Below are 24022 nucleotides of genomic sequence, written 5' to 3' on the forward strand. Positions count from 1 at the left end.
TGATAAAGGCCGCCCGGATGAACTCCGGGCGGCCTTTGTCCAATCAAAGCGCGGACGCTTAGTCCTTGAGGAAGTCGGGAAGACCGGCCGGACCGCTATCGCGATCACGCCCGCCGCGGTCGCCGCCACGGTCACGCCCACCACGATCGCCGCCACGGCCACCCTTGGGGCCGCGACGGTCACCCCGATCACCGCGCGGCTCGCGCGGTTCGCGCGGCGGACGGGTGTCTTCGAGCTCTTCGCCGGTTTCCTGATCAACCACGCGCATCGACAGGCGAACCTTGCCGCGCGGATCGATTTCGAGAACCTTGACCTTCACTTCCATGCCTTCGGAGACGACATCGGTCGGCTTCTCGACCCGCTCGTTCTTCATTTCCGAGACGTGGACGAGGCCGTCCTTGCCGCCCATGAAGTTCACGAACGCGCCGAAATCGACGATGTTCACGACCTTGCCGTTATAGATCTTGCCGACTTCGGGTTCCTCGACGATGCCGAGGATCCACTTCTTGGCGGCTTCGATCTCGTCGAGGTTCGAGGACGAGATCTTGATCACGCCTTCGTCGTCGATGTCGACCTTGGCACCGGTTTCGGCAACGATCTCGCGGATCACCTTGCCGCCGGTGCCGATGACGTCACGGATCTTCGACTTGTCGATCTGGATCGTCTCGATGCGCGGAGCGTGCTTGCTGACTTCGGTGCGGGCACCGGTCAGCGCCTTGGCCATCTCGCCGAGGATGTGCTGACGACCGGCCTTTGCCTGCTCCAGCGCCTTGGCCATGATTTCCTGCGTGATGCCGGCAACCTTGATGTCCATCTGCATCGTGGTGATACCTTCGGCGGTCCCGGCAACCTTGAAGTCCATGTCGCCAAGGTGATCTTCATCGCCCAGAATGTCCGAGAGGACGGCGAATTCGTCACCTTCGAGGATCAGACCCATCGCGATGCCCGAAACCGGCGCCTTCACCGGCACGCCCGCGTCCATCATCGACAGACAGCCGCCGCACACCGTCGCCATCGAGGACGAGCCGTTGGACTCGGTGATGTCCGACAGGACGCGGATGGTGTAGGGGAAATCTTCCTTGCTCGGCAGCACAGGGTTGAGCGCGCGCCAGGCGAGCTTGCCGTGACCGACTTCGCGGCGACCCGGCGCACCGAAGCGGCCCACTTCACCGACCGAATAGGGCGGGAAGTTGTAGTGCAGCATGAAGCTGGAATAGCTGAGGCCTTCCAGACCGTCGATCATCTGCTCGGAATCCTTGGTGCCGAGCGTGGTGGTGCAGATTGCCTGCGTCTCGCCGCGGGTGAACAGCGACGAACCGTGCGTGCGCGGAAGGAACCCGACGATTGCTTCGATCGGGCGAACCTGATCGAGCTTGCGTCCGTCAATGCGCTGACCATCCTTGAGGATCGCGGTGCGCACGATTTCGGCTTCGAGCTTCTTCATCAGCTTGCCCGCGACCATCTGGGTCTGCCCGCCTTCGTCTGCGAACGCCGCCTTGGCCTTGGCCCGGGCTTCATTCAGCGCGTTCGAGCGAGCCGACTTGTCGGTCAGCTTGTAGGCGGCGGCGATGTCGGCACCGATCAGGTCCTTGAGCTTGGCCTTCATGTCAGCGGTGTTGTCGCTCGTGTCGACATCCCACGGATCCTTGGCGGCCTGCTCGGCCAGCGAAATGATCGCACCGATTACCGTGCGGATTTCGTTGTGCGCGAACATAACCGCGCCAAGCATTTCGTCCTCGGTCAACTCCTTGGCTTCGGATTCGACCATCATCACCGCCGCATCGGTTGCGGCAACGACCAGATCGAGCCGACCTTCGGCGAGCGCCTTGTCCTGCTTCGGGTTGAGGACGTATTCGCCATCGATGTAGCCGACGCGAGCGGCGCCGATCGGGCCCATGAAAGGCACGCCCGAAATGGTCAGCGCGGCCGAAGCAGCGATCATCGCGACGATATCGGCTTCGGTTTCGCCGTCGAACGACAGAACCTGACAGATAACGTTGATTTCGTTGTAGAACCCTTCGGGGAACAGCGGGCGGATCGGACGGTCGATCAGGCGGCTGGTGAGCGTTTCCTTTTCGGTCGCGCCGCGTTCACGCTTGAAGAAGCCGCCCGGGATGCGCCCAGCGGCAGAGAACTTTTCCTGATAGTGGACGGTGAGCGGGAAGAAATCCTGCCCTTCCTTCACCGACTTGGCGGCGGTGACGGCGCACAGCACCACGGTTTCGCCATAAGTCGCCAGCACGGCGCCATCGGCCTGACGGGCAATACGCCCGGTTTCCAGAGTGAGGGTCTTTCCGCCCCACTCCAGCGATACGGTTTTCGTGTCGAACATTGGTTTTCCTTCTGACCCGCGCGGCCATATTGCCGGGCGGGGCCTCATGTGCCGGGGAAAGAACCGTCCCGGTCCGGTGCGGGGCGCTGGTTTGGCCCCAAGGCGCGGCAGACCGGATGTCTGCGAGCCCCAAATGCAGAAAAGGCGGCTACTGGAGCCGCCCTTTCGCAAAACTCTTACTTACGCAGGCCCAGCTTCTGGATCAGAGCGTTATAACGCTCCACATCCTTCTTCTTGAGGTAGGCCAGCAGCGTGCGGCGCTTGTTGACCATCATCAGCAGGCCACGACGCGAATGGTTGTCCTTGTGGTGATCCTTGAAGTGCTCGGTCAGGTTGCGGATGCGCTGCGTGAGGATCGCAACCTGCACTTCGGGGCTGCCGGTGTCCTTGGGATCACGGGCGTTGTCAGCAATGATTTCCTGCTTCTTTTCGGCGGTCACCGACATGTGTATTCTCTTTCTACTCAGCGACATCGGGAAGGTTGAAACCCCTGACGACCGTGGCCGTCCCATCCGTGATTTCCATCAGCGCGACCGGGACAGCGCCCAGCTTCGCCAGATAGAGCCCGGATGATTGGGGCATGCCAGACAGCACCCGGCCCTGTCGGACCGCCTGCGCGCTTGTCTGGTCGAGGTTCAGGGCCGGGATGTCGTCCAGCCCCGCCTCCAGCGGCAGGAGAAGGTGTTCAAGGCTCGCGCCCTTAGCGGATTGCTCCAGTTTGTCCAGCGAAATCGCTTGGGTCTCGGTGAACGGCCCCGCCTTGATGCGACGCAAATAGGTAACGTGGCCGACCGTACCGAGCGCATGCGCAATGTCGCGTGCGAGGCTGCGTATATAGGTGCCCTTGGACACGTGGGCGACAAGGGTGACACTCTCGGCCAGTTCAAGCGGAGCCGAGGGGTCATAGGGATCAGGCCGCCCTGACGAAGTCTGAAACGCGGAACCGACCGATGCTGCGTCCTTGCGCCCGCCCGACAGCGCCAGTGAATGGATCGTGACGGCCCGCTCAGCCAGTTCGACCTTCTCCCCTGCCCTCGCGCGATCATAGGCGCGCTGTCCGTCCACCTTGAGCGCCGAATAGGCCGGGGGAACCTGCCTGATTGGGCCGGTAAAATGTTCAAGCACCGCTGCCACCGCCGCCAGTGGCGGAAAACGGTCGGATCGCGCCACCACCTCACCCTCGGTATCGAGCGTCGATGTTTCCTCGCCGAAGCGGATCGTGAATTCGTAGATCTTGCTGGCATCGAGCATCCGCCCCGCAAGCTTGGTCGCCTCGCCCAACGCGATTGGCAGCACGCCTTCAGCCAGCGGATCAAGCGTGCCACCATGCCCGACCTTGGTTTTCGCGTAGCCATTCTGGCGCAGCACGCGCTTGACGGCGCTTACGCCCTGGGTGCTTCCAATCCCGCGCGGCTTGTCGAGGATCAGCCAACCCGACAGGGGCACGCCGGATGCAGGTTTCAATTGGTCGTTCACCAAGCCCCCCTAGCCAAGCCGCACCGAAAACGCCAAGTTTCGCATGACATGGACATTACGGGGCCACAAAATTTCGATCTGCTCGTCATCGGCGGCGGCATCAACGGCGCTGGGATTGCGCGCGATGCGGCGGGGCGTGGCCTTTCGGTCTGCCTCGTCGAGCAAGGCGATCTGGCAGGCGCAACATCGTCGGCCTCGACCAAGCTTGTGCATGGCGGTTTGCGCTATCTCGAACATTACGAATTCCGGCTGGTGCGCGAGAGCCTGATCGAGCGCGAGCGGCTGCTGACCATCGCGCCGCACATCATCTGGCCGCTGCGCTTCGTGCTGCCGCACGACAAAGGCCTGAGACCGAAATGGCTGCTGCGGCTTGGCCTGTTCCTCTACGATCATATGGGCGGACGCAAGCTGTTGCCTGCCACCCGCAACGTCGATCTTACCCGCCCGCCCCACGCCGGTGTGCTTGAGGAACGGCTGACCCGCGGGTTCGAATATTCGGACTGCTGGGTCGAGGACGCGCGCCTCGTCGTTCTCAACGCGATGGATGCGGCGGAGCGCGGAGCGGATATTCGCACCAGGACCGAATGCGTCGGGCTGCATCGCGGTCGCCAAGGTTGGGAAGCCCACCTTGTCGGCCCGACCGGCGAGCAGAGCATCACCGCAACAATGGTGGTCAACGCCGCCGGACCATGGGTGGACAAGGTGCTTGGTGACGCGCTGCCGGGACGTAACGCCGCGCATTTGCGGCTGGTCAAAGGCAGCCATCTGGTGTTCCCGCGCCTTTACCAAGGCGATCACTGCTACATTTTCCAAAACCGCGACGGGCGGATCGTTTTCGCGATCCCCTATGAAGGCGAATTCACGCTGGTCGGCACCACCGATGCCGCCTTTGAAGGCGATCCGTCGGGCATCGCTATCAGCCCCGAGGAAGCCGACTACATCTGCGCAGCAGTGAACGAATATCTTGCCGTGGATGTGTCGCCGGATCAGGCGGTGTGGTCCTATGCCGGGGTACGCCCTTTGTATGACGATCATTCGGCCAGCAATTCGACCGTCACCCGCGATTATGTGTTCGAGCTCGACCGCGGATGGGACGGCAAGGGGCAAGCGCTGCTTTCAATCTTCGGCGGCAAGATCACCACCTATCGCAAGCTGGCAGAGCACGCGCTGGAAAAGCTGGGCGTCGGCGGGCGGCCGTGGACGGCCGACGCGGCGCTGCCGGGAGGCGATATTCCCGCGCTCGGTTTCGAGAAGTTCGTCACCGCGCAGGCGGCAATCCGACCATGGCTGCCCGAACCGATGCTGCGCCGCCTTGCCCGCGCCTACGGCACCCGGATCGATCAGGTGCTGGGTGATGCGCGCAGCCTTGCCGATCTCGGTCAGGATTTCGGCGCGGGGTTGACGGCGGCGGAGGTGATTTACCTGATCCGGCACGAATATGCCCGCAGCGCGGATGACGTGCTGTGGCGCCGATCGAAACTGGGGCTGCACATGACCGATGCCGAGCGAACCGCCCTTGCCCACTGGTTCGATCGGGTGCGGATCGAAGATCAGGCGATCAGTGCGGCAATCGAGTCAGCCAGCGCCAGATAGAAACTCAGGGCGTAGAGCACCGGCGGCATCAGCACCTTGCCGAGCCAGCTGGTGCCGAACACCCAGCTTGCCGCGATCAGGCCGATCAGCAGCACCATGCCTATGCCCTGCAGCTTCTCCCACCCGGCCCGCATCCGCGCCGGAAGCAACCCGCCGACGATATGCGAACCGTCAAAGGGCGGGATCGGCAGAAGATTGAACAGTCCGAGGAACAGATTGACGAGGATGAAGTAGAACAGCCCCGTCGCCAGCCAAAGCGGCTCACCCTGATCATTAACGAGCAACGATGCTCCGGCATCGCCATCACCGATAAAGCCGATCCCCGTCGGCATCGTCAGCCCGAGCAACACCGCGCCAAGCGTGGCGAGCACGAAATTGCTGGCCGGACCCGCCGCCGCGACAGCCATCATGCCAAGCCTCGGATTGTTCAGCCGCCACTTATTCACCGGCACCGGCTTGGCCCAGCCAAATACGGGCCCGCCCAGCAGCGCCAGCGCACCCGGCACCAACAGCGTGCCGACGGGATCGACATGGGCAATCGGATTAAGCGTCAGCCGCCCGCGCTCGGAAGCGGTAGGGTCGCCCAGCAATCGCGCCATGTAGCCGTGGGCCACCTCGTGGAAGACGATTGCGAACACCAGTGCAGGGATCAGCACAAGCGCAAGGGAAAGGGTCTGGCTCATTAACCGTCAGATAGGGTGGCTGCGCCGCGAAAACCATAGGCGCGGCGGTGGATCATGCGACCAGCGCCTGCGCGAAATGCTTGCGGCACAGGGCGACGTAGCGATCATTGCCGCCGATTTCGGTCTGCGCGCCCTGCCTGACCGCCGCGCCGCTTTCGTCGACGCGCAAGTTCATGGTTGCCTTTCGCCCGCAGTGACACACGGCCTTCAGTTCAACCAGCGCATCGGCAATTCCCAGCAAGACGGCCGAACCGGGAAAGAGCTCGCCCTGAAAATCTGTCCGGAGACCGTAACACAGCACTGGAATGCCGCCCTCGTCCGCCAGTTTGGCAAGTTGCCAGACCTGCGCCGGTACCAGAAACTGCGCCTCGTCCACTAGCACGCAATCGATCGGTTCAGCCGCGTGGGAGGCGCATACCGCGGCCCACAGATCGGTCGTTGAATCGTAAAGATGCGCGCCGGTAGCCAAACCGATGCGACTTTTCACCTGGCCCGCTGAACGGCTATCGAGGGCTGCGGTCCACAGCATCGTGCGCATGCCCCGTTCGCGATAATTGAAATCCGCCTGCAACAGACTGGAGGATTTGCCGGCGTTCATGCTGGCATAGTAGAAATAGAGCTTAGCCATCGCGTCTGCGTAACCCTTTGCCGCGCCCGAAGCGATGGGCGGTTGAACCTTTTGCCGTTTTCATGCGTAGTATGAGGTGATGCCAAATCGCAACGCCCTTGTCCGCCTGCTGCTCATTCCGTTTCTGGCGCTGTTCGCGCTGGCCAATGCAGGAGCAGATATTGGCACGCCGCAACGCTACACTCTGGATGCAAGCGCCAGCAACGTCTCGGCCAAGGTCCCGTTCTTCGGACTGGCGAGCAAGACGGCGAATTTCCCGCGTATGCAGGGCGCTGTCACCATTGTTCCGGGTGCCCCCGAACGGGCCGTGATCGACGTTACCTTCGATGCCACCGCGATCGAGGCGCCCGACAGTCTCACCTTGGAGCGCCTGCGCGGCGAGAAGTTCTTCTGGGTGGAGAAGTATCCCTCGATCCGTTTCGTGGGACGCTCGCTCGAACTTAGCAGCCCGACCCGCGGGACAGTAAGCGGAGAGCTGACCGCGCGCGGTGTTTCCCGCCCGGCAACGCTTGATGTGACCTTCAACGCCGATCCGCTGATGCAGGTCGGCAAACCGGTGAGTTTTACCGGCACCACGACCATCGATCGCCGGCAATACGGGATGAAAAGCTATCAGCTGATCGTTGGAAACAAGGTCGACATCACGCTCAAGGCGCGGATGGTGCCGCGCTAGGCGGGATTATTCGGCCTCTTCGTCGTCTTCCAGATCGCGGGCGACCTTGGGATCGCGCAGCAATGCCTCGATCCGGTCAGCCTCGGCGAAGCTTTCGTCCTTGCGGAACTTGAGCTTGGGCGCGAATTTCAGGCCGAGCCGCTGGGCAACCTCGCGCTGGAGGAACGCTGTGTTCTGGCGCAACGCGTGGACCACCTCGTCGTCGCCCGCGCCCAGCAATGGCTTCACGTAAGCCGTCGCGTGGCGCAGGTCGGGTGTCATCCGCACCTCGGTAACCGAAATGTGCGAGGCGCTCACCACATCGTCATGCACCTCGCCGCGCGCGAGCAGTTCGGACAGGATATGGCGCACCCGCTCGCCCACCTTGAGGACACGGACCGATTGCTGTTCGGCGGTGAAGGGCTGTTTGGCCATCAGACGCGCATCCCCGTGCTGGTCGGCGTGGGACGCGGGGTCGGCAGCGCGGTGGAAGTCGAACGGGCGTAGATGGTGCCGTCCTCGGCCAGCAATTCGCCTTCAAGGAACACCACACGCCGTCCCGCCTTCACCACCCGACCCTTGCCGATAATGGTGGTGCCTTCGGGAATGAGGCGGATGAGCGTCATCGAGATGTCGAGATTGAGTGGCGCCAGCTCGCCACCGGTGGCGGCGACGAAGGCGTAGCCCATCACGTCATCGAGATAGCCCGCAACCAGCCCGCCCTGCACGCCGCCGCGCCAGGTGGTCATTTCGCGCTTTACGGTAAAGCGCATGGTTGCGGTCTGGGTCGCATCGTCCCAGCCGATGAATTCAGAGCCGAGCAGCGCCGTGTGTGGCGACTGCCCGGCATCGTCTGGGTAAAAGCCCGCCTGACTCACAGCGTCCGCTCACGCTCCTCGACCGAGAAGACTTCGAGGTTATCGCCCGGCTTGATGTCGTTGGTGTCTTCCAGCACCACACCGCATTCGAGGCCAGCGCGGACTTCGTCCACGTCGTCCTTGAAGCGCCGCAGCGATGCGATCTTGGTGGCCGAAACGATGACGTCCTGACGGGTAAGGCGCGCGAACAGGCCCTTGCGGATCGCGCCTTCTAGCACCAGCAGACCAGCGGCCTTGTCCTTCTTGCCAGCCGGGAAGACCTGCTTGACTTCGGCACGGCCCACAACGGTTTCAATCCGCTCCGGCCCGAGTTCGCCCGCCATCTCCTTGGCGATTTCGTCGGTCAGGTGATAGATGACATCGTAATACATCATCCGCACCCCGTCGCGCTTCACAAGGTCGCGCGCCTTGGCGTTGGGACGTACGTTGAAGCCGATGATCGGTGCCTTCGAAGCGGCTGCCAGCAGCACGTCGCTTTCGGTGATGGCGCCTACGCCCGCGTTCAACACGCGCACCTTGATCTCGTCGTTCGAGAGGTTGTGGAGCGCGTTGACGATCGCTTCGACGGAACCCTGCACGTCGGCCTTCACCACCACCGGAAATTCGATGACGTTGGAGGCGAGGTTGTTGAACATCGTGTCGAAATTGGTCGGAGCCAGCGCGGTACGCTTTTCCGTCGCCTTTTCCTGACGATACTTGGCCACCTCGCGGGCGCGCTGTTCGCTGTCGACCACCGTCAGGTTGTCGCCAGCCGAAGGCACGCCGCCGAGCCCGAGCACCTCGACCGGCATCGAAGGGCCGGCTTCCTTGAGCTGCTGGCCCTTGTCGTCCACCAGCGCGCGGACACGGCCCGACTGCGTACCTACGACGAAGTTGTCGCCGCGCTTGAGCGTGCCGCGCGTGACCAGCACAGTCGCCACCGGACCGCGGCCCTTGTCGAGCTGCGCTTCAATCACGGTAGCTTCGGCGTCGCGGTCAGGACGTGCCTTGAGTTCGAGCAGTTCGGCCTGCAGGCCGATTGCCTCGATCAGCTTGTCGAGCCCCTCGCCAGTCTTGGCCGAGAGTTCCACATCCTGCACGTCGCCGCTCATCGCCTCGACGATGACATCGTGCTCGAGCAAACGCTCGCGCACCTTCTGCGGATTGGCTTCAGGCTTGTCGCACTTGTTGATCGCCACAATCATCGGGACGCCGGCGGCCTTGGTGTGATTGATGGCCTCGATCGTCTGCGGCATGATCCCGTCGTCTGCAGCAACCACCAGGATCACGATATCCGTGACGTTGGCCCCGCGCGCGCGCATCTCGGTGAAGGCGGCGTGACCGGGGGTGTCGAGGAACGTGATCTTCTGCTTGTCCTTGGTGGTGATCTGATAGGCACCAATGTGCTGGGTGATGCCACCGGCCTCGCCCTTCACCACGTCGGTGCCGCGCAGGGCATCGAGCAGGCTGGTCTTGCCGTGATCGACGTGCCCCATGATCGTCACGACCGGCGGACGCGGACGCAGGGTCTCTTCCGGATCGGTATCCTCGCTGGTGTCGATATCGACATCGCTTTCCGACACGCGGGTGATGTTGTGGCCGAATTCCTCGACCAGCAGTTCGGCGGTGTCCTGATCGATCGTCTGGTTGACGGTGACCATCATGCCCATGTTGAACAGCGCCTTCACCAGATCGGCGCCCTTTTCGGCCATGCGGTTGGCAAGTTCGCCGACGGTGATCGCCTCGGGCACGACCACATCGCGCACCTGCTTGTCACGCGGCTTGGACGAGCCGCCCCCCTGCATCCGGCGCTCCTTCTCGCGCGCACGCTTGAGCGCGGCGAGGCTGCGGGCACGGCGGCCTTCGTCCTCGTTGAGGGCGCGGGTGACGGTCAGCTTGCCCGAACGGCGATTATCCTTGCCCGCATCGATCGGAGCGGCGCGCTTGTCTTCCTTCTTCTTCTTTTCCGGGCGCTTGGACTCGGGCCGCTCGACAGGCGTGAACTTGCGCGCCGCGGGCACGGCTTCAGCCTTCTCCGCGGGAACGGCAGGCTCGGCAGCGGTTGCCTCGACAGCCGGAACGGCGGCTTCTTCCGCAGGCGCAGCGGTAGCCTCAGCTGCGCGCTGCTTCTCTGCTTCTTCCTCGGCCTTGCGATTTTCCTCGGCGCGGCGACGCTCTTCTTCCTCGCGTTCGCGCGCTTCGGCTTCCTCGCGCTTGCGCGCTTCCTCGGCCAGCCGCAGACGCTCTTCCTCAGCCTCGAGCTGGAGGCGCTTCACGCGCTCCTGCGGAGTCTCGCCCGCAGGGGCCGGACGCGCCGGGCGCGGCGCAGGGGCCGGCTTTTCCGCAGGTGCGGGCGGCGGCGGCGGGGGAGGAGGCGGCGGAGCGGCTGCTTCGCTACCGGGCTTGAGCACGCGGCGGCGCTTCACCTCGACCACCACCTTGTTGGTGCGGCCGTGGCTGAAGGTCTGCTTGACCTCGCCCGCATCGACCGACCGTTTGAGGCCAAGGGGTTTGCGGGGGCGCTGGTTGTTGTCGTCGCTCATTATCGCTCGTCAGTCCTTCACGTATTCGTCTTGTGCCGAACGGCCAGCCTGGGGCCGATCGCTGTGGCCGGGCGTATCCCGGCCGGAATTGTCCATCATGTCCGCCGCGCTGCCGGGCGAGATGCCGCCAGCGACGTAGCGCGAGAGCCGGGAAACCGCCTGCAGCACCCGTGCTGCGGCGCGCATATCGCCGGAATGACCGGCAACACCGAGATGGACGACGTTGTCGCGGCCCAATGCCACAGACAATGCGTTGCGGTCCAGAGGCAAGACCTGCCCCCGTTCGCCGGACCCTTCGACCTCGCGCCCGACGCGCCAGGCCTGGTCCAGCTTGCGCCGCCCGTCCTCGCTGCTGTCGCTGGCATGGAGCAGTGCCGCGAGCCGTCCGGCCCGGGCCTGTTCTTCGATACGGGCCGAGCCGAGCACGATATTGCCACTACGCAATTCAAGGCCCAGCCGGTCGCCCAGATGGCGTGCCAGCGCCGTTTCGATGCGGGCAGGCAGATCTTCTGGAATCGTGAGATGCGCACCCTTGAAAGCGCGCATCAGCGCCCGTTTGAGATGGCCATCGGTCACAGCGGTTTCAAGCGCCGCGCGGCTAATCCCGATCCATGCGCCGCGACCGGGTGCCTTTCCGGCCACGTCGGGCAGCACCAGCCCGTCAGGAGAGATCGCCAACCGCACGAGCATGTCGCGCGGGGCGTTATCTCCGGACAGGATGCAGCGCCGTTCGCTCCCGGAAGTAGCCGGAAGCGTGGCTTCAGCGATGTCGGACGTCAGGCGCTCATTGGGTGGAGTCCGCATCGGCGGCCTCCTGGGTGTCGGGTGCGGAGACGGTTTGTTCGTCTTCGAACCAGTGCGCGCGGGCAGCCATGATGATCTCGTTGCCCTGCTCTTCACTCAAACCATATTCGCCCAGCACGCCGCCCTTATCCTGCTCGCGCTGCGGACGCCGCATCGGCGGACCGTCAGCATTGCCGCGGCGGCGCGGTGCCTCACGCTTCTTGGCGATCAGTTCATCGGTGGCGAGATCTGCCAGATCATCAAGCGTCTTGATGCCAGCCTTCCCGAGCGTGACCATCATTTCCTCGGTGAGGTGCGGAATGTCGGCTAGCGCATCCTCGACCCCGAGCGCGCGCCGCTGTTCGCGGAAAGCCGCATCGCGCCGCTCGAGCGCTTCGAGCGCACGGCTCTGCAGCTCTTCGGCCAGTTCCTCGTCAAAGCCCTCGATGCTGGCGAGTTCGGCAAGGTCGACATAGGCGACTTCTTCCATCTCGGCGAAGCCTTCGGCGACCAGCAGCTGCGAGAGCGTTTCGTCGACGTCGAGCTCTTCCTCGAACATCTTGGAGCGTTCGGCGAATTCCTTGGAGCGCTTCTCGGAAGCCTCTTCCTCGGTCATGATGTCGATCTGGTGACCGGTCAGCTGGCTGGCCAGACGAACATTCTGGCCGCGGCGACCGATCGCGAGGCTGAGCTGCTCATCGGGAACGACCACTTCGATACGGCCATCATCCTCGTCGAGCACCACGCGGCTTACCGTCGCGGGCTGAAGCGCGTTGACGACGAAAGTCGCGGTGTCTTCCGACCAGGGGATGATGTCGATCTTTTCGCCCTGAAGTTCCTGCACCACCGCCTGCACGCGGCTGCCCTTCATGCCGACGCAGGCGCCGACCGGATCGATGCTGGAATCATGGCTGATCACGCCGATCTTGGCGCGGCTGCCCGGATCGCGGGCGGCGGCCTTGATTTCGATGATGCCGTCGTAGATTTCAGGCACTTCCTGCGCGAACAGCTTCTTCATGAAATCGGGATGCGCGCGGCTGAGGAATATCTGCGGCCCCCGGTTGTTGCGTTCCACCTTGGTGATGAGCGCGCGCACGCGCTCGCCGACGCGGGCAGCTTCACGCGGGATCTGCTGATCGCGGCGGATAACGCCTTCGGCCCGGCCGAGATTGACGATCACGTGTCCGAATTCGACCGACTTGATCACACCGGTGATGATTTCGCCCGCGCGATCCTTGAATTCCTCGAACTGGCGCTCGCGCTCGGCATCGCGGACCTTCTGGAAGATCACCTGCTTGGCCGACTGCGCGTCAATACGGCCGAGATCGACCGGCGGAAGCGGATCGACGATGAAGTCACCCACCTTGGCACCGGGCTGGAGCTTTTCGCCCTGCTTCAGATCGACCTGCTTGAAGTAGTCCTCGACTTCCTCGACCACTTCAACCACGCGCCACAGCGTCAGATCGCCGGTCAGCGGATCAAGCTTGGCACGGATGTCGTTCTCGGCCCCGTAACGGTTGCGCGCCGATTTTTGGATCGCTTCTTCCATCGCCTCGATGACGATCCCCTTGTCGATCATCTTCTCGGATGCAACGGCGTTCGCGATTGCGAGCAGTTCAGCCTTGTTGGCGGAAATGGCACTGGCCATCAGTCGTCTGCCTTTTCTTCTGCGTTGTCTTCAATTTCGATAAGTTCGTCAGCGCCCGTGGTATCCAGCGGGCGGGTAGCGGCGATCAGCGCGTCGGTGAGGACGAGCCTGGCCGAATGAATCTGGTCCAGCGGCAGACGCACATCGCCCGCCTTGGAGTCGGTTATGTGTACCGATCCGTCAGCCAGCCCGTGCAGGATGCCCTTGTTGACGCGCTGACCGTCATATCCCTTGACCATGACGACCCGTGCCTCGTGCCCAGCCCAATTGGCGAAATCCTTTTCGCGGGTCAGCGGACGATCGATGCCGGGCGAGCTTACCTCGAGGTGGTAAGCGCCTTCGATCAGCACTTCGCCCGCTTCCTCGACCGCGTCAATCACGTCGGACACGCGGCGCGACAGAGCAGCACACTGATCGATCACCAACTGGCCGGTGGCCGGATCCTCGGCCATGATCTGCAGCGCCATGCCGCCGTCACCCGCTTCGGAAGGCAGCATCGCGACGCGCACGAGTTCGAAGCCCAAAGCAGCAGCCTCGGGTTCGATCAGGGCAGTCAGGCGAGCAATATCGGCCATTATCTCTCTTGCAGAGGGTGACATCACGGCAACGCGGTTCGGGCCGGCCCCCGGAGGCGCCAGCATCCAAACCTTGTCACGACAATGTCGGGATGGCTGGACACTTAGGCAAGCGCGGGCGATTTGGCAAGCGCCAAACGCGAGCCAACCCGGTCAGGCGCGGACATCCCCGCTGACCCAGCGACGCACCTGATCGCGCAGCGCCTCGCGCTCGCGTTGTTCAAAAGTTTCTGCGTGATGACGCACCGCCAGCACCTCTGCCTGTGACAAAGGCTCATCGAATACGAGACCGTTTACTCCGCCCCCGGTGCCGCTGGAACGACGCACCACTTCGGCAAAAACCTCGATCTGATTGATCCGGAGATATGCACAATCGCCCGGTTGCAGGGGGCCAGCAAGGCCGATCCGTGCCCCCGTAAGCGAGAGATCGAGCAGAACGCAGGTAAGGTTTGAATGGGTAGTGATCAGGCGCACCGGTATTGCCAGACGCAGCCGCGCCGCACCGCGCCGCCCGACGGGATGCGGCGGCTTCGATCCAGACAGGAAAGCAACCTGCGACATGGTGTAGCATGCTGCGAGATCGCAATGAAAATCGCGAGAAAGCCGGGCTAGGGAAGAATACCGGTGTCCGCGGTACTGACCGACGCCGCTTACTTGCCCCAGCCGCCATCGTCCTTGCCGGAAGACTTGCCGGGCGTAGCGGTCGCCGCTTCATAGCCCCAGCCGTCCTTGGCCATTTCTCTTGCACGGCGTTCCTGTTGCGCTGCTTTGATCGCCCGTTCCCCGACCCGTTCGGCGCGCTCGGCGAACGAATCTGCAGCCTTGGGGGCGACATAAGAAGCGCCAGCCGTAAGCATGAAGCCAATGCCCATCACTGCGAATACGAACATTCCGATGACGAAGCGGATGCTGCTGGTGAGGGTTTCAACAATCTCGACAAGCGCGCGCATGGCCTGGCCCCTGAATGACTAAAGCTGGACGGCTCAGGCGGAATCCGACGTGCCGTAAGTCCACAAAATATCCGGAATTTCTTAGCATTCGGTTAGGAAGTGGCGCTGTCCTGCCCCTCCATCAAGCCGTGCTTGCGGATTGCATGGCGCAACTGGTCGTAGGTCAGCCCCAGTGCCCGCGCAGTCTGGCGCTGGTTCCAACGATGCTTGCCCAGCGCGTGCTCCAAGATCGCGCGTTCATGTGCATCAACGGCAGCGCGCAGGTCTTCTACCCCGTCGAAATCGTCGGGCGCGGATGGCGCCACCGCGGCGGGCGCATTCCTATCCTGCGAAGTTGCAGCATTGCGGTGCGCGGGAGGCCGCGGCCGCCAAGGGCTGTCGAAGGGGTCGAACTGGGCGTGGGCGATCGGGCTTTCGGGATCGTCCCAGCGATAGACCGCGCGCTCGATCACGTTTCGCAGTTCTCGAACATTGCCGGGCCAGTCGTAATTATCCAGCTGGTTCATGACGTGCGGCGAAAAGCCCGGCCAGGCATGCCAATCGAGCTCGGCCGCCATGCGTCGCCCGAAATATTCGGCCAGCACACCGACATCGCCCTCGCGGACCCGCAGCGGCGGCAGCGTGATTACCTCGAAACTCAGCCGGTCGAGCAGATCGGCGCGAAATTCACCGCTGGCAGCGAGCGCGGGCAGATCGTCATTGGTCGCCGCGACGATGCGCACGTCGACCCGGATCGGACGCGAGGCCCCGATGCGGGTCACCTCGCCATATTCGACTGCGCGCAGCAGCCGCTCCTGCGCGCCCATGCTAAGGGTGCCTAGCTCGTCGAGAAACAGTGTGCCGCGGTCGGCTTCCTCAAACCTGCCCGCGCGGGCCTTGGTCGCTCCGGTGAAGGCGCCGGCCTCGTGGCCGAACAACTCGGCTTCGATCAGGGTTTCAGGCAACGCCGCGCAATTCATGGTCACGAGCGGCTCGTCCCAGCGGCTCGACAGGCGGTGAAGACGTTCGGCGATCAGTTCCTTGCCCGTACCACGCTCGCCGATCACCAGTACCGGGCGGTTCATCGCGGCCGCGCGGCTCGCACGCTCTACCGCGTCGAGAAAGGCGCCCGATTGGCCAATGAATTGACTCTCCCGCTCCATAACCAATCTATAGTGAAATTCCCCAATGGTTGGCAATAGAGACCATCGCGTGAAATTCAAAAACCTTTAAAAGCCACGGATTTCCGCCATTTGTGGAGTTTGGCACGCTGATTGCACAATATCTGGCAACACCACCGACTTTCACTTTGGGAGGCCAAAATGATCAACTCCAACACCGCACAGGGCAGCTTCTGGAGCACCAAGCTCGGACAGGCCGCCATGGCCAGCATCGCCGCGATGGTGATGATGATCGCTCTGTCCTCGCAGCTTCAGCCGGGTGCGGCCCATGCCGCTCCACTCGCTCACCCCGCCGCCGAAGCCGGCGCCATGATCGAAATCGCCTGAGATGGGCGATACCAACAACCCCCTCGGGCCGGAGCGCAGTGTCCCCCCCGCAGATGCTGCCGGTGACGCACGCCCCAAACGCGTCGACCTGAGCAGCGACGCTCCGGCCCAACCTTCCCGCCTGCTGTCGTCTGGACGGGTGTCGCGGCTCGACGAGGAAATCGAAGCCTTGCGTCGCAGCCCCACCCCGACGCAATCTCGCGGGCGCACCAACCCTGAACAGGAGGAGCGAGTCGCTCCCCTCGACCGGGTCAATTCGTTTCTCGATGGAGTAGCCTTCATGGGCATTTTCAGCCGCACCCGCGACATTATTGCCGCCAACTTCAACGATATGCTCGACAAGGCGGATGATCCGTCGAAGATGATCCGCATGATCATCCTCGAAATGGAGGAAACCCTGGTCGAAGTCCGCGCCAGCGCGGCGCGCACCATCGCCGACCAGAAGGAAATGCACCGTCACTGCGTCAAGCTCGACAAGCTTCAGGCCGACTGGGCGGAAAAGGCGCAGCTTGCGCTGAGCAAGGATCGCGAAGACCTCGCCCGCGCTGCTCTGGTCGAGAAGAAGAAGGCCGGCGGCATGGCCGACCAGCTCAAGGCCGAAATCGCCGTGCTCGACGATGCGCTGCGCGCCTACGAGGACGACATCCAGAAGCTGCAGCACCGCCTGCGCGAAGCCCGCAGCCGCCAGACCGCGATCGCAGCGCGCCTCGAAAGCGCGGAAAACCGCGTCAAGCTGCGCACCCTCATGAGCACCGAGCGTACCGATGAAGCGCTCGCCCGCTTCGACCAGCTTGAACGCCGGGTCGACTATGCGGAAGGCCGGGCCGACGCGCTGCGTATCGCCGAAGAGAGCCCGCCGTCGCTCGCCGATGAAATTGCCGCGCTCGCCGGTTCGGACGCGATCGACGACGAGTTGGCTGCCATGAAGAAAGCGCTCGGCAAGGCCGACGACAGCAAGGAGGGTTAAGCCATGGAAGACGTTTTTCTTCCGATCATCATCGTCGGCATGCTCTTTATCGGGCTGCCCTGGGTCATCCTTCACTACATGACCAAGTGGAAGACCGCCGCGACCATCACCACCGATGACGAGGTGCTGCTGGAAGAGCTCTATAACCTCGCCAAGCGCCTCGACGAGCGGATGGATACGGTCGAGCGTCTGGTCGCCACCGACGACCCGGACTTCACGCCTGCCCGCCGGCTGATCGCCGATCAGGAGAAGGACAACCAGCAGCTGCGCGAACTCGAACAGCTGATCGCCGAGAAGAAAGGAACCCGCTCATGAACAGCCCCCGCACCACGCTTTACCGCGACAAGCACAACGGCAAGTTGATGGGCGTCTGCGCAGGCATCGCAGACTACACCGGGATCAATGTTTTCTGGGTGCGTCTGATAGCGATCGCCTCGATCTTCATCACCGGCGGCCCATCGATAATCGCCTATCTGATCGCCGGCTTCCTGCTCAACAAAAAACCGCCCTATCTCTACCGCGACGAAAGCGAGCAGAAGTACTGGCAGGGCGTGCGCCAGAACCCGAAGCGCACGGCGCGCGAAATCCGCGCCGCCTTTCGCGACGTCGATCGCCGCCTGGCTGCGGTGGAAACCCACTATGTCAGCAGCAACCCGCGCCTGACCGCCGAAATCGAACGGCTGCGCTGAGCACTACCAACAGGGGACGCAAGAAATGGACGCAGGAACCTTGGGTGTGATGATCCCGATCATCGCCTTGATGATCCCGATCGTCGCGATCTGGACCAAGCACCAGCAGAAGATCGCCGAGATGCAGCTGGGCGCCACCGCCGAACAGACCGCGGAAAAGGCCGCGCAATACGCCAGCCACATCCAACGCCTCGAAGACCGGGTGCAGGTGCTCGAACGGATCGTCACCGATCGCGGCTACGACATTGCCACCCAGATCGAGGCACTGCGCGACCAGCGCCGCGTCGATGACGGACCGGGCGTCCCGCTCGGCCTCGAAATGAAGGAGCGCGTGTGATGGAAAACTTCGACGCTTTTCTGCCCTATCTCGGCTGGATCATTGCCGGTGCCTTCACGCTCGGTGCAGGCGGCATCCTCACCTCGTTCCAGATCACCCGGATGAAGATCAAGAACGGCTACCCGCTCGAAGGCATGTGGGGCCAGTCGCTGAAGCCGGGTTCGGACAAGGAAACCGCGCATCGCGTCACCCTGCTGACCCAGGAAAACGCCGAACTGCGCGCCGAACTCGGATCGATGAAGGACCGGCTCGCCAATGTCGAGCGGATCGTCACCGACGGCGGCTACCACCTCGGCGCGGAAATCGATGCCCTGCGTGACAGGGCACTGAGCAGCCTCAAGGACAAGGGCGAGGCCTGATGAGCAGCTGGGCCATCGTCGCAATGATAGCGATCATCGTGTGGGGCGTGGTGAATTACGCCAAAGCCCGTGCCGGGATCGTCACAGATGAATACGGGAACGAAAAGATCGCCCCCCGCGATGATAGTCGCAGTGCCGCCGAACTCGAAGCGGCCCGCCGCGAACTCGCAGACCTGAAGGACCGGGTGAAGGTGCTGGAACGGATTGCGACCGACAGCAACTCGGCCGACGCAAGCGAACGGGCACGCATCGCTGCCGAAATTGAGGCGCTGCGGACGCTCCCCGACGAACGCAAGAAGGAGCAGAGCGAATGACCACGTCCCTTCTCGATCCGACCGTCGTCACGGCGATGTCGAGCCTTGTCGCTGTCATCGTGATCGCCGCCGCCTTGTTGCGCGGCTGGCAGGAATGGCTGGCGCTTAAACGGCAGGAGCTTGAACGCTCCGCACCGAGCGAAGCCGCCGAGGAAGGCCCCGGGTTCGGCACCGCACGGATCGAACTGGCCGATCTCAAGGAACGTATCCGCAAGCTTGAAGCCATCGCCAGCGGGGTCGAACTGTGAGCGGCCCGCGCAGCACCGCTGCGGCGCAGGCCGGTATCGGGTTCGGCAGCGCGCTCGCTATCGCGATCAGTTGGAGCGTCAACAAGTCGATCTTCTGGGCGATCGTCCAGGGCTTTTTCGGCTGGTTCTATGTGATCTATTACGCCTTCACCCGGCCCGGCGGGTTGATGGGATAGGCCCGCACGCACTCACCCCTTTGCGTTTCGCGCCATGGCTGCTTAAGGGCGCCTGATGCGCAGCTTAACCGATATTCTCGAAGAGTATGAATTCCTCGAAGGCGACGAACGTTACGGCCTTTTGATCGAATTGGGCCGCGATCTTGAGCCGATGCCCGATGCGCTGAAAACCGATGCCACGCTGGTGCGCGGATGTTCGGCGGCGGTGTGGGTCTATCCCGCCGGGCATGACGGCGACCGGCTGCATTTCCTCGCCGATAGCAACGCCGCGATCACCAAGGGCATCGTCGCGCTGGTGATTGCCGCAGTGCAGGACAAGCCAGCGGCAGAGGTTGCCGCCATGGACGTGACCGGCGCACTCGCTCCGTTCGATCTCAAGAACCAGCTGTCAAGCAACCGCACCCAGGGTGTGCCGAACATGATCGCGCTGGTAAAGGAACATGCCGCACGGCTTGCTGCGGCGGGAGAGGATTGAGCAATGTCTGATACCCCTGCCCTGCCCCGGATGCGTTCGTGGCTGTTTGCACCGGGCGACAGCGAAAAGAAGATGGGCAAAGCCATCGCCGGCACCGCCGACATCGCGCTGCTCGACCTTGAAGATTCGGTCGCGCCCGAAAACAAGCCTGCCGCCCGCGCGATGGTGGCCGAACAGATCGCGGCATCAGACAACCGCGGGCGGCTGTGGGTGCGGATCAACCCGGTTTCGACACATGATTGCATCGCCGATCTTGCCGCCATCATCCCGGCGCGCCCGGGCGGCGTGTTCCTGCCCAAGGCCGAAGGCGCAGCCGACATCACGCAGGTGCATCACTACCTGACAGCGCTCGAAGCCGCTAATGGCATTCCGCAAGGCCGCACGCTGATCGCTGCGCTGGTAACCGAAACCGCCGCGGCGATGTTCCGCACCGGCGAATATGCAGGTGATTATCCCGGCCGCGAGCGACTGGTGGCAATGAGCTGGGGGGCGGAGGATCTGTCCTCCGCGCTCGGTGCAAGCGAACAGCGTGGGCCAGATGGCGAGTACTCGCACACCTATGAAATGGCGCGCAGCCTGTGCCTGATCGGCGCGTCGGCCGCGGGCGTGGCGGCGATCGAGACGGTGCAGCCCGAATTCCGCGACCTTGACGCTCTTGCAGCGCGGGCTCGACGGGTGCGCGCGCAGGGGTTCCGCGGAATGCTCGCGATCCACCCAGCGCAGGTCGATCCGATCAACGCCGCCTTCACCCCGAGCGCCGAGGAACTCGCCCATGCGAGAGCCATTGTGCAGGCCTTTGCCGACCACCCCGGCGCAGGCGTGGTGGCGCTCGACGGCGCGATGCTAGACCGGCCCCATCTGGCGCTGGCGCAGCGGTTACTGACCGAGGCGGGCGAGAAATAGTTTAATTCATTTTCCTACATTAACCGATTTGGTCATTTTATACGCGACTCAAGCAAGGAGCGCGCAACATGGCCCTACTCGACGTGCTTATCGGCCCGATTTCCTCGATCATCGACAAGATCATTCCCGACAAGGAGGCCCGCGCCAAGGCCAAGCTCGAACTGATCGCGCTCGAAGGCACGCAGGAAATGAAAATGATCGAGGCGCAATTGCAGGCGATCGTCGCCGAGGCCAATTCCGCCGACCCCTGGACCAGCCGCGCGCGCCCGAGCTTTCTCTACGTGATGTATATCCTGCTGCTCGCGTCGCTGCCGATGGGCGTGCTGAGCGCCTTCCACCCGATGGCCGCGAGGGACATTGCGGTGGTGATGAACGCCTATCTTGCGGGGCTGCCAGAGCCGCTCTACGCGCTGTTTGGCACAGGTTATCTCGGCTACACGGCAGCGCGGCAGTGGGGGAAGGTGAAGGGCGTGGACCGGTAAGGGGATTTGCAAGTCTGGCGCCTGCCTCTAGCATTCACGTTTAGTGCCAACTTGCGCGATGGGAGGCTGTTCCATGACAATCGTCCGGCTCTTCAGAGTACGCATCCACTCCGCGCTGCGCGCTGAATTTGAAGCCAAATTCGCAACCATCTCTGTCGGTGCGGTGCAAGCCGCGCAAGGCGCGTTGGGCGTCGAGATCCTGAAGCCTACCCACTGGGCCCCAGACGAATACTTGATGATCTCGCGCTGGCGGGACAGTGCTGCTATCAAGCGCTTTGCCGGAGAGCACTGGAACCACGCCTACATTCCGCCTGGCATGGAGACGTTTGTCGCCGATTGCTCGGTCGATCACTATACGGCGTGGAAGCAGACCTGAGGCGCTTCCTCCAGCGCCCTCCACGCGCTAACACCCACGCTATGACCAACCTCGTCTACGTCCTCAACGGCCCCAACCTCAATCTCCTCGGCACGCGCGAGCCGGAGATTTATGGCACCACCACGCTCGACGACATCGCCGGGATGCTGGAAGACCGGGCTCGCGAACTCGGGCTCGAAATCGAGATGCGCCAGACCAATCACGAAGGAATGCTGGTCGACTGGCTGCATGAAGCCCAAGCTGAAGGCGCGCGGGCGGTGTTGCTCAATGCGGCAGCCTATACTCACACCTCGATCGCCCTGCTCGACGCGATGAAGGCGATCCGCACGCCGGTGATCGAGGTGCACCTGTCCGACCCCAAGACGCGAGAGAGCTTCCGTCATATCTCCTATGTCGGCATGGCCGCGGCGCTGACGGTCGAGGGGCACGGCGCGGATTCCTATCGCATCGCATTGGAAGCCGTAGCGTCCGGTCAGGTCTGATCCGTCACCAGACTTTCACAATTTGCAGTCTTTGCCACTTGCCAGCCGCAATTCGCGGCAATAGTCCCGCGCGTCATACGGGCGTTTTACAAAACAAGGGACATACATGGCAAACGACGCTGGCCAATCCGGCAAGGCAAACGGGCGCAAGTCGGGCATGAACATCGACACCGCGCTGGTGCGCGAGCTGGCCGAACTGCTCAACGAAACCGGCCTCACCGAGATCGAGGTCGAGGACGATGATCGCAAGATCCGCGTCTCGCGCGGCGGCAGTGTGACGATGGCCGCGCCGATGATGGCTCCCGCCCCTGCACCGGTCACTGCTGCGCCGGCACCTGTAGCCGCTGCTCCTGCCGCGCCGGAACCTACCGCTGGCCCGGATATGACCAATGCAGTCAAATCCCCGATGGTCGGCACCTGCTACCTCGCGCCGGAACCCGGGGCGGCAAACTTCATTGCGGTCGGAAAAAGCGTGAAGGAAGGCGACACGCTGCTGATCGTCGAGGCGATGAAGGTCATGAACCCGATCACCGCGCCGAAGTCCGGCACGGTCAGCGCAATCCTGATCGAGAACGCCCAGCCGGTCGAGTTCGACCAGCCGCTGGTGGTGATCTCCTAAGATCATGGCAATCAAACGTATCCTGATCGCCAATCGCGGCGAGATCGCGCTGCGCATCCACCGCGCGGCGCACGAGATGGGAATCGAGACGGTTGCGGTGCACTCCACCGCCGATGCCGACGCGATGCACGTCCGGCTGGCCGACCATGCTGTGTGCATCGGCCCGCCGCCGGCAGGCGAGTCCTACCTCAACATCGCCAACATAATCTCGGCCGCAGAAGTCGCGCAGTGCGATGCGATCCACCCGGGCTATGGCTTCCTTTCGGAAAACGCCAAGTTCGCCGACATTGTCGAAGCGCACGACATTGCGTGGATCGGCCCCAAGCCCGAACATATCCGCACTATGGGCGACAAGGTCGAAGCCAAGCGGACTGCTGGCAAGCTCGGCCTGCCGCTGGTGCCGGGTTCGGATGGTGCCGTTTCAGATTTCGACGAGGCACGACGGATCGCCAAGGAAATCGGCTACCCGGTCATCATCAAGGCCGCTTCCGGTGGCGGCGGGCGCGGCATGAAAGTGTGCGAGAGCGAGGAAAAGCTCGAAACCCTGATGCAGCAGGCCGGCAGCGAGGCGAAAGCCGCCTTCGGCGATGCGACGGTCTATATCGAGAAATATCTCGGCAATCCGCGCCATATCGAATTTCAGGTGTTCGGCGACGGCAATGGCAACGCCATCCATCTGGGCGAGCGGGATTGCTCGCTCCAACGCCGCCACCAGAAGGTGCTGGAAGAAGCCCCCTCGCCCGTCATCAGCCACGAAGAGCGGATGCGGATGGGCGAAGTCTGCGCGCAGGCGATGCGCGACATGGGCTATCGCGGCGCGGGCACGATCGAATTCCTGTGGGAAAACGGCAAGTTCTATTTCATCGAAATGAACACCCGCCTGCAGGTCGAACACCCGGTGACCGAAGCGATCACCGGCGTCGATCTGGTGCGCGAGCAGATCCGCATCGCCGAGGGTAAGCCGCTGTCGGTGAAGCAGGAAGAGCTTGAATTCCACGGCCACGCGATTGAATGCCGCATCAATGCGGAAGACCCCTTCACCTTCGCGCCCTCGCCCGGTCTGGTGACCTATTATCACGCGGCGGGCGGCATGCATGTGCGTGTCGATTCAGGGCTTTACGCAGGCTACAAGATCCCGCCCTATTACGACAGCATGATCGCCAAGCTGATCGTCTACGGCCGCACCCGCGAAGGTTGCATCATGCGTCTGCGCCGCGCGCTGGAGGAAATGGTGGTCGAGGGAGTTAAGACCAACATCCCGCTGCACCAAGAACTGCTGCGCCAGACAGATGTCCTCAACGGCGACTATTCGATCAAGTGGCTGGAAAACTGGCTCGAGGAGCGCGAGGGCTGATCACGCGAAACGCGGGAACCTCTTGACGTCTAGG

Annotated in this window: 32 protein-coding genes; 18 read left to right on the plus strand and 14 right to left on the minus strand. The window is 63.1% G+C overall.

Going from position 1 to position 24022, the window contains the following annotated elements:
• Positions 1-58: 58 nt before the first annotated feature.
• The 3 genes from pnp to truB all read right to left on the minus strand — a co-directional run bounded on the left by pnp (position 59) and on the right by truB (position 3808).
• Positions 59-2332 carry a polyribonucleotide nucleotidyltransferase gene (pnp, locus tag OIK40_RS09950; RefSeq protein ID WP_273678180.1) on the minus strand — a complete coding sequence of 758 codons (2274 nt, stop codon included), beginning with the start codon at positions 2330-2332 and terminating at the stop codon, positions 59-61.
• 176 nt (positions 2333-2508) lie between these two features.
• On the minus strand, positions 2509-2778 hold the full coding sequence (gene rpsO, locus OIK40_RS09955; RefSeq protein ID WP_141458442.1) for a 30S ribosomal protein S15: 270 nt from the start codon (positions 2776-2778) through the stop codon (positions 2509-2511).
• Between the two features lie 13 nt (positions 2779-2791).
• On the minus strand, positions 2792-3808 hold the full coding sequence (truB, locus tag OIK40_RS09960; protein ID WP_273678181.1) for a tRNA pseudouridine(55) synthase TruB: 1017 nt from the start codon (positions 3806-3808) through the stop codon (positions 2792-2794).
• Positions 3809-3856: 48 nt separating this feature from the next.
• Here truB and glpD point away from each other — a divergent pair, with 48 nt between their 5' ends.
• A complete protein-coding gene (glpD, locus tag OIK40_RS09965; protein ID WP_273678182.1) occupies positions 3857-5401 on the plus strand; it encodes a glycerol-3-phosphate dehydrogenase in 1545 nt (514 codons plus the stop codon).
• On the opposite strand, the gene OIK40_RS09970 is transcribed toward glpD, so the two are convergent.
• Positions 5359-6084, minus strand: coding sequence for a site-2 protease family protein (locus tag OIK40_RS09970; protein ID WP_273678183.1), 726 nt, complete (start codon positions 6082-6084; stop codon positions 5359-5361). The genes glpD and OIK40_RS09970 overlap by 43 nt on opposite strands.
• 52 nt (positions 6085-6136) lie before the next feature.
• Entirely contained in the window at positions 6137-6712 is a 576-nt protein-coding gene (locus OIK40_RS09975; protein WP_273678184.1) for a thymidine kinase, read from the minus strand.
• A 79-nt stretch (positions 6713-6791) separates the two neighbouring features.
• Here OIK40_RS09975 and OIK40_RS09980 point away from each other — a divergent pair, with 79 nt between their 5' ends.
• Positions 6792-7385 (plus strand): YceI family protein, encoded by a 594-nt coding sequence (locus OIK40_RS09980; protein ID WP_273678185.1) that lies wholly within the window; start codon positions 6792-6794, stop codon positions 7383-7385.
• A gap of 6 nt (positions 7386-7391) precedes the next feature.
• Here the strand turns inward: OIK40_RS09980 and rbfA are convergent, their stop codons facing one another.
• The 9 genes from rbfA to pspF all read right to left on the minus strand — a co-directional run bounded on the left by rbfA (position 7392) and on the right by pspF (position 15862).
• Positions 7392-7799, minus strand: coding sequence for a 30S ribosome-binding factor RbfA (gene rbfA / locus OIK40_RS09985; protein ID WP_273678186.1), 408 nt, complete (start codon positions 7797-7799; stop codon positions 7392-7394).
• Complete coding sequence (locus tag OIK40_RS09990; RefSeq protein ID WP_273678187.1) at positions 7799-8242, minus strand: PaaI family thioesterase; 444 nt, start codon at positions 8240-8242, stop codon at positions 7799-7801. Before OIK40_RS09990 ends, rbfA begins: the two co-directional genes overlap by 1 nt.
• On the minus strand, positions 8239-10764 hold the full coding sequence (gene infB, locus OIK40_RS09995) for a translation initiation factor IF-2 (RefSeq protein WP_273678188.1): 2526 nt from the start codon (positions 10762-10764) through the stop codon (positions 8239-8241). Before infB ends, OIK40_RS09990 begins: the two co-directional genes overlap by 4 nt.
• A 9-nt stretch (positions 10765-10773) precedes the next feature.
• Complete coding sequence (locus OIK40_RS10000) at positions 10774-11568, minus strand: DUF448 domain-containing protein (RefSeq protein WP_273678189.1); 795 nt, start codon at positions 11566-11568, stop codon at positions 10774-10776.
• Positions 11549-13195, minus strand: a complete 1647-nt coding sequence (nusA, locus tag OIK40_RS10005) for a transcription termination factor NusA (protein ID WP_273678190.1) — start codon at positions 13193-13195, stop codon at positions 11549-11551. The genes OIK40_RS10000 and nusA overlap by 20 nt, the downstream gene beginning before the upstream one ends.
• Positions 13195-13770: a ribosome maturation protein RimP gene (gene rimP / locus OIK40_RS10010; RefSeq protein WP_273678191.1), complete on the minus strand. Its 576-nt coding sequence runs from the start codon at positions 13768-13770 to the stop codon at positions 13195-13197. The genes nusA and rimP overlap by 1 nt, the downstream gene beginning before the upstream one ends.
• Before the next feature lie 153 nt (positions 13771-13923).
• Positions 13924-14331: a PilZ domain-containing protein gene (locus OIK40_RS10015; protein WP_273678192.1), complete on the minus strand. Its 408-nt coding sequence runs from the start codon at positions 14329-14331 to the stop codon at positions 13924-13926.
• A gap of 89 nt (positions 14332-14420) precedes the next feature.
• A complete protein-coding gene (locus OIK40_RS10020; protein ID WP_273678193.1) occupies positions 14421-14720 on the minus strand; it encodes a hypothetical protein in 300 nt (99 codons plus the stop codon).
• Between the two features lie 92 nt (positions 14721-14812).
• Entirely contained in the window at positions 14813-15862 is a 1050-nt protein-coding gene (gene pspF / locus OIK40_RS10025) for a phage shock protein operon transcriptional activator (protein WP_273678194.1), read from the minus strand.
• Positions 15863-16021: 159 nt separating this feature from the next.
• Between pspF and OIK40_RS10030 the strand changes: the two genes are divergently transcribed.
• The 16 genes from OIK40_RS10030 (at position 16022) to accC (ending at position 23988) form a co-directional block, all read left to right on the plus strand.
• A complete protein-coding gene (locus tag OIK40_RS10030) occupies positions 16022-16207 on the plus strand; it encodes a hypothetical protein (protein ID WP_273678195.1) in 186 nt (61 codons plus the stop codon).
• 1 nt (position 16208) lies between these two features.
• A complete protein-coding gene (gene pspA / locus OIK40_RS10035; protein WP_374211805.1) occupies positions 16209-17174 on the plus strand; it encodes a phage shock protein PspA in 966 nt (321 codons plus the stop codon).
• A 3-nt stretch (positions 17175-17177) separates the two neighbouring features.
• Positions 17178-17489 carry an envelope stress response membrane protein PspB gene (gene pspB / locus OIK40_RS10040; protein ID WP_273678196.1) on the plus strand — a complete coding sequence of 104 codons (312 nt, stop codon included), beginning with the start codon at positions 17178-17180 and terminating at the stop codon, positions 17487-17489.
• Positions 17486-17863 carry an envelope stress response membrane protein PspC gene (gene pspC / locus OIK40_RS10045; RefSeq protein ID WP_273678197.1) on the plus strand — a complete coding sequence of 126 codons (378 nt, stop codon included), beginning with the start codon at positions 17486-17488 and terminating at the stop codon, positions 17861-17863. The genes pspB and pspC overlap by 4 nt, the downstream gene beginning before the upstream one ends.
• Positions 17864-17888: 25 nt before the next feature.
• The gene (locus OIK40_RS10050) at positions 17889-18200 is read left to right on the plus strand and encodes a hypothetical protein (RefSeq protein ID WP_273678198.1); all 312 of its coding nucleotides are present in this window, start codon (positions 17889-17891) and stop codon (positions 18198-18200) included.
• The gene (locus tag OIK40_RS10055; RefSeq protein ID WP_273678199.1) at positions 18200-18559 is read left to right on the plus strand and encodes a hypothetical protein; all 360 of its coding nucleotides are present in this window, start codon (positions 18200-18202) and stop codon (positions 18557-18559) included. Before OIK40_RS10050 ends, OIK40_RS10055 begins: the two co-directional genes overlap by 1 nt.
• Entirely contained in the window at positions 18559-18873 is a 315-nt protein-coding gene (locus OIK40_RS10060; protein ID WP_273678200.1) for a hypothetical protein, read from the plus strand. Before OIK40_RS10055 ends, OIK40_RS10060 begins: the two co-directional genes overlap by 1 nt.
• A complete protein-coding gene (locus OIK40_RS10065) occupies positions 18870-19121 on the plus strand; it encodes a hypothetical protein (protein ID WP_273678201.1) in 252 nt (83 codons plus the stop codon). The genes OIK40_RS10060 and OIK40_RS10065 overlap by 4 nt, the downstream gene beginning before the upstream one ends.
• Entirely contained in the window at positions 19118-19297 is a 180-nt protein-coding gene (locus tag OIK40_RS10070; RefSeq protein ID WP_072675591.1) for a hypothetical protein, read from the plus strand. The genes OIK40_RS10065 and OIK40_RS10070 overlap by 4 nt, the downstream gene beginning before the upstream one ends.
• Before the next feature lie 55 nt (positions 19298-19352).
• On the plus strand, positions 19353-19772 hold the full coding sequence (locus OIK40_RS10075) for a SufE family protein (RefSeq protein ID WP_273678202.1): 420 nt from the start codon (positions 19353-19355) through the stop codon (positions 19770-19772).
• Positions 19773-19775: 3 nt separating this feature from the next.
• Positions 19776-20675 carry an HpcH/HpaI aldolase/citrate lyase family protein gene (locus OIK40_RS10080; RefSeq protein WP_273678203.1) on the plus strand — a complete coding sequence of 300 codons (900 nt, stop codon included), beginning with the start codon at positions 19776-19778 and terminating at the stop codon, positions 20673-20675.
• A 68-nt stretch (positions 20676-20743) separates the two neighbouring features.
• Positions 20744-21157: a holin family protein gene (locus tag OIK40_RS10085; protein ID WP_273678204.1), complete on the plus strand. Its 414-nt coding sequence runs from the start codon at positions 20744-20746 to the stop codon at positions 21155-21157.
• Between the two features lie 73 nt (positions 21158-21230).
• Complete coding sequence (locus OIK40_RS10090; RefSeq protein ID WP_273678205.1) at positions 21231-21533, plus strand: antibiotic biosynthesis monooxygenase family protein; 303 nt, start codon at positions 21231-21233, stop codon at positions 21531-21533.
• Between the two features lie 41 nt (positions 21534-21574).
• Positions 21575-22015: a type II 3-dehydroquinate dehydratase gene (locus tag OIK40_RS10095; protein ID WP_273678206.1), complete on the plus strand. Its 441-nt coding sequence runs from the start codon at positions 21575-21577 to the stop codon at positions 22013-22015.
• A gap of 106 nt (positions 22016-22121) precedes the next feature.
• Positions 22122-22634 (plus strand): acetyl-CoA carboxylase biotin carboxyl carrier protein, encoded by a 513-nt coding sequence (gene accB / locus OIK40_RS10100; RefSeq protein WP_273678207.1) that lies wholly within the window; start codon positions 22122-22124, stop codon positions 22632-22634.
• A 4-nt stretch (positions 22635-22638) separates the two neighbouring features.
• Positions 22639-23988: an acetyl-CoA carboxylase biotin carboxylase subunit gene (gene accC / locus OIK40_RS10105; protein WP_273678208.1), complete on the plus strand. Its 1350-nt coding sequence runs from the start codon at positions 22639-22641 to the stop codon at positions 23986-23988.
• The last annotated feature ends 34 nt before the right edge of the window (positions 23989-24022 follow it).

Origin of the sequence: Erythrobacter fulvus, assembly GCF_028595285.1 — a bacterium.
Taxonomy (GTDB): domain Bacteria; phylum Pseudomonadota; class Alphaproteobacteria; order Sphingomonadales; family Sphingomonadaceae; genus Erythrobacter; species Erythrobacter fulvus.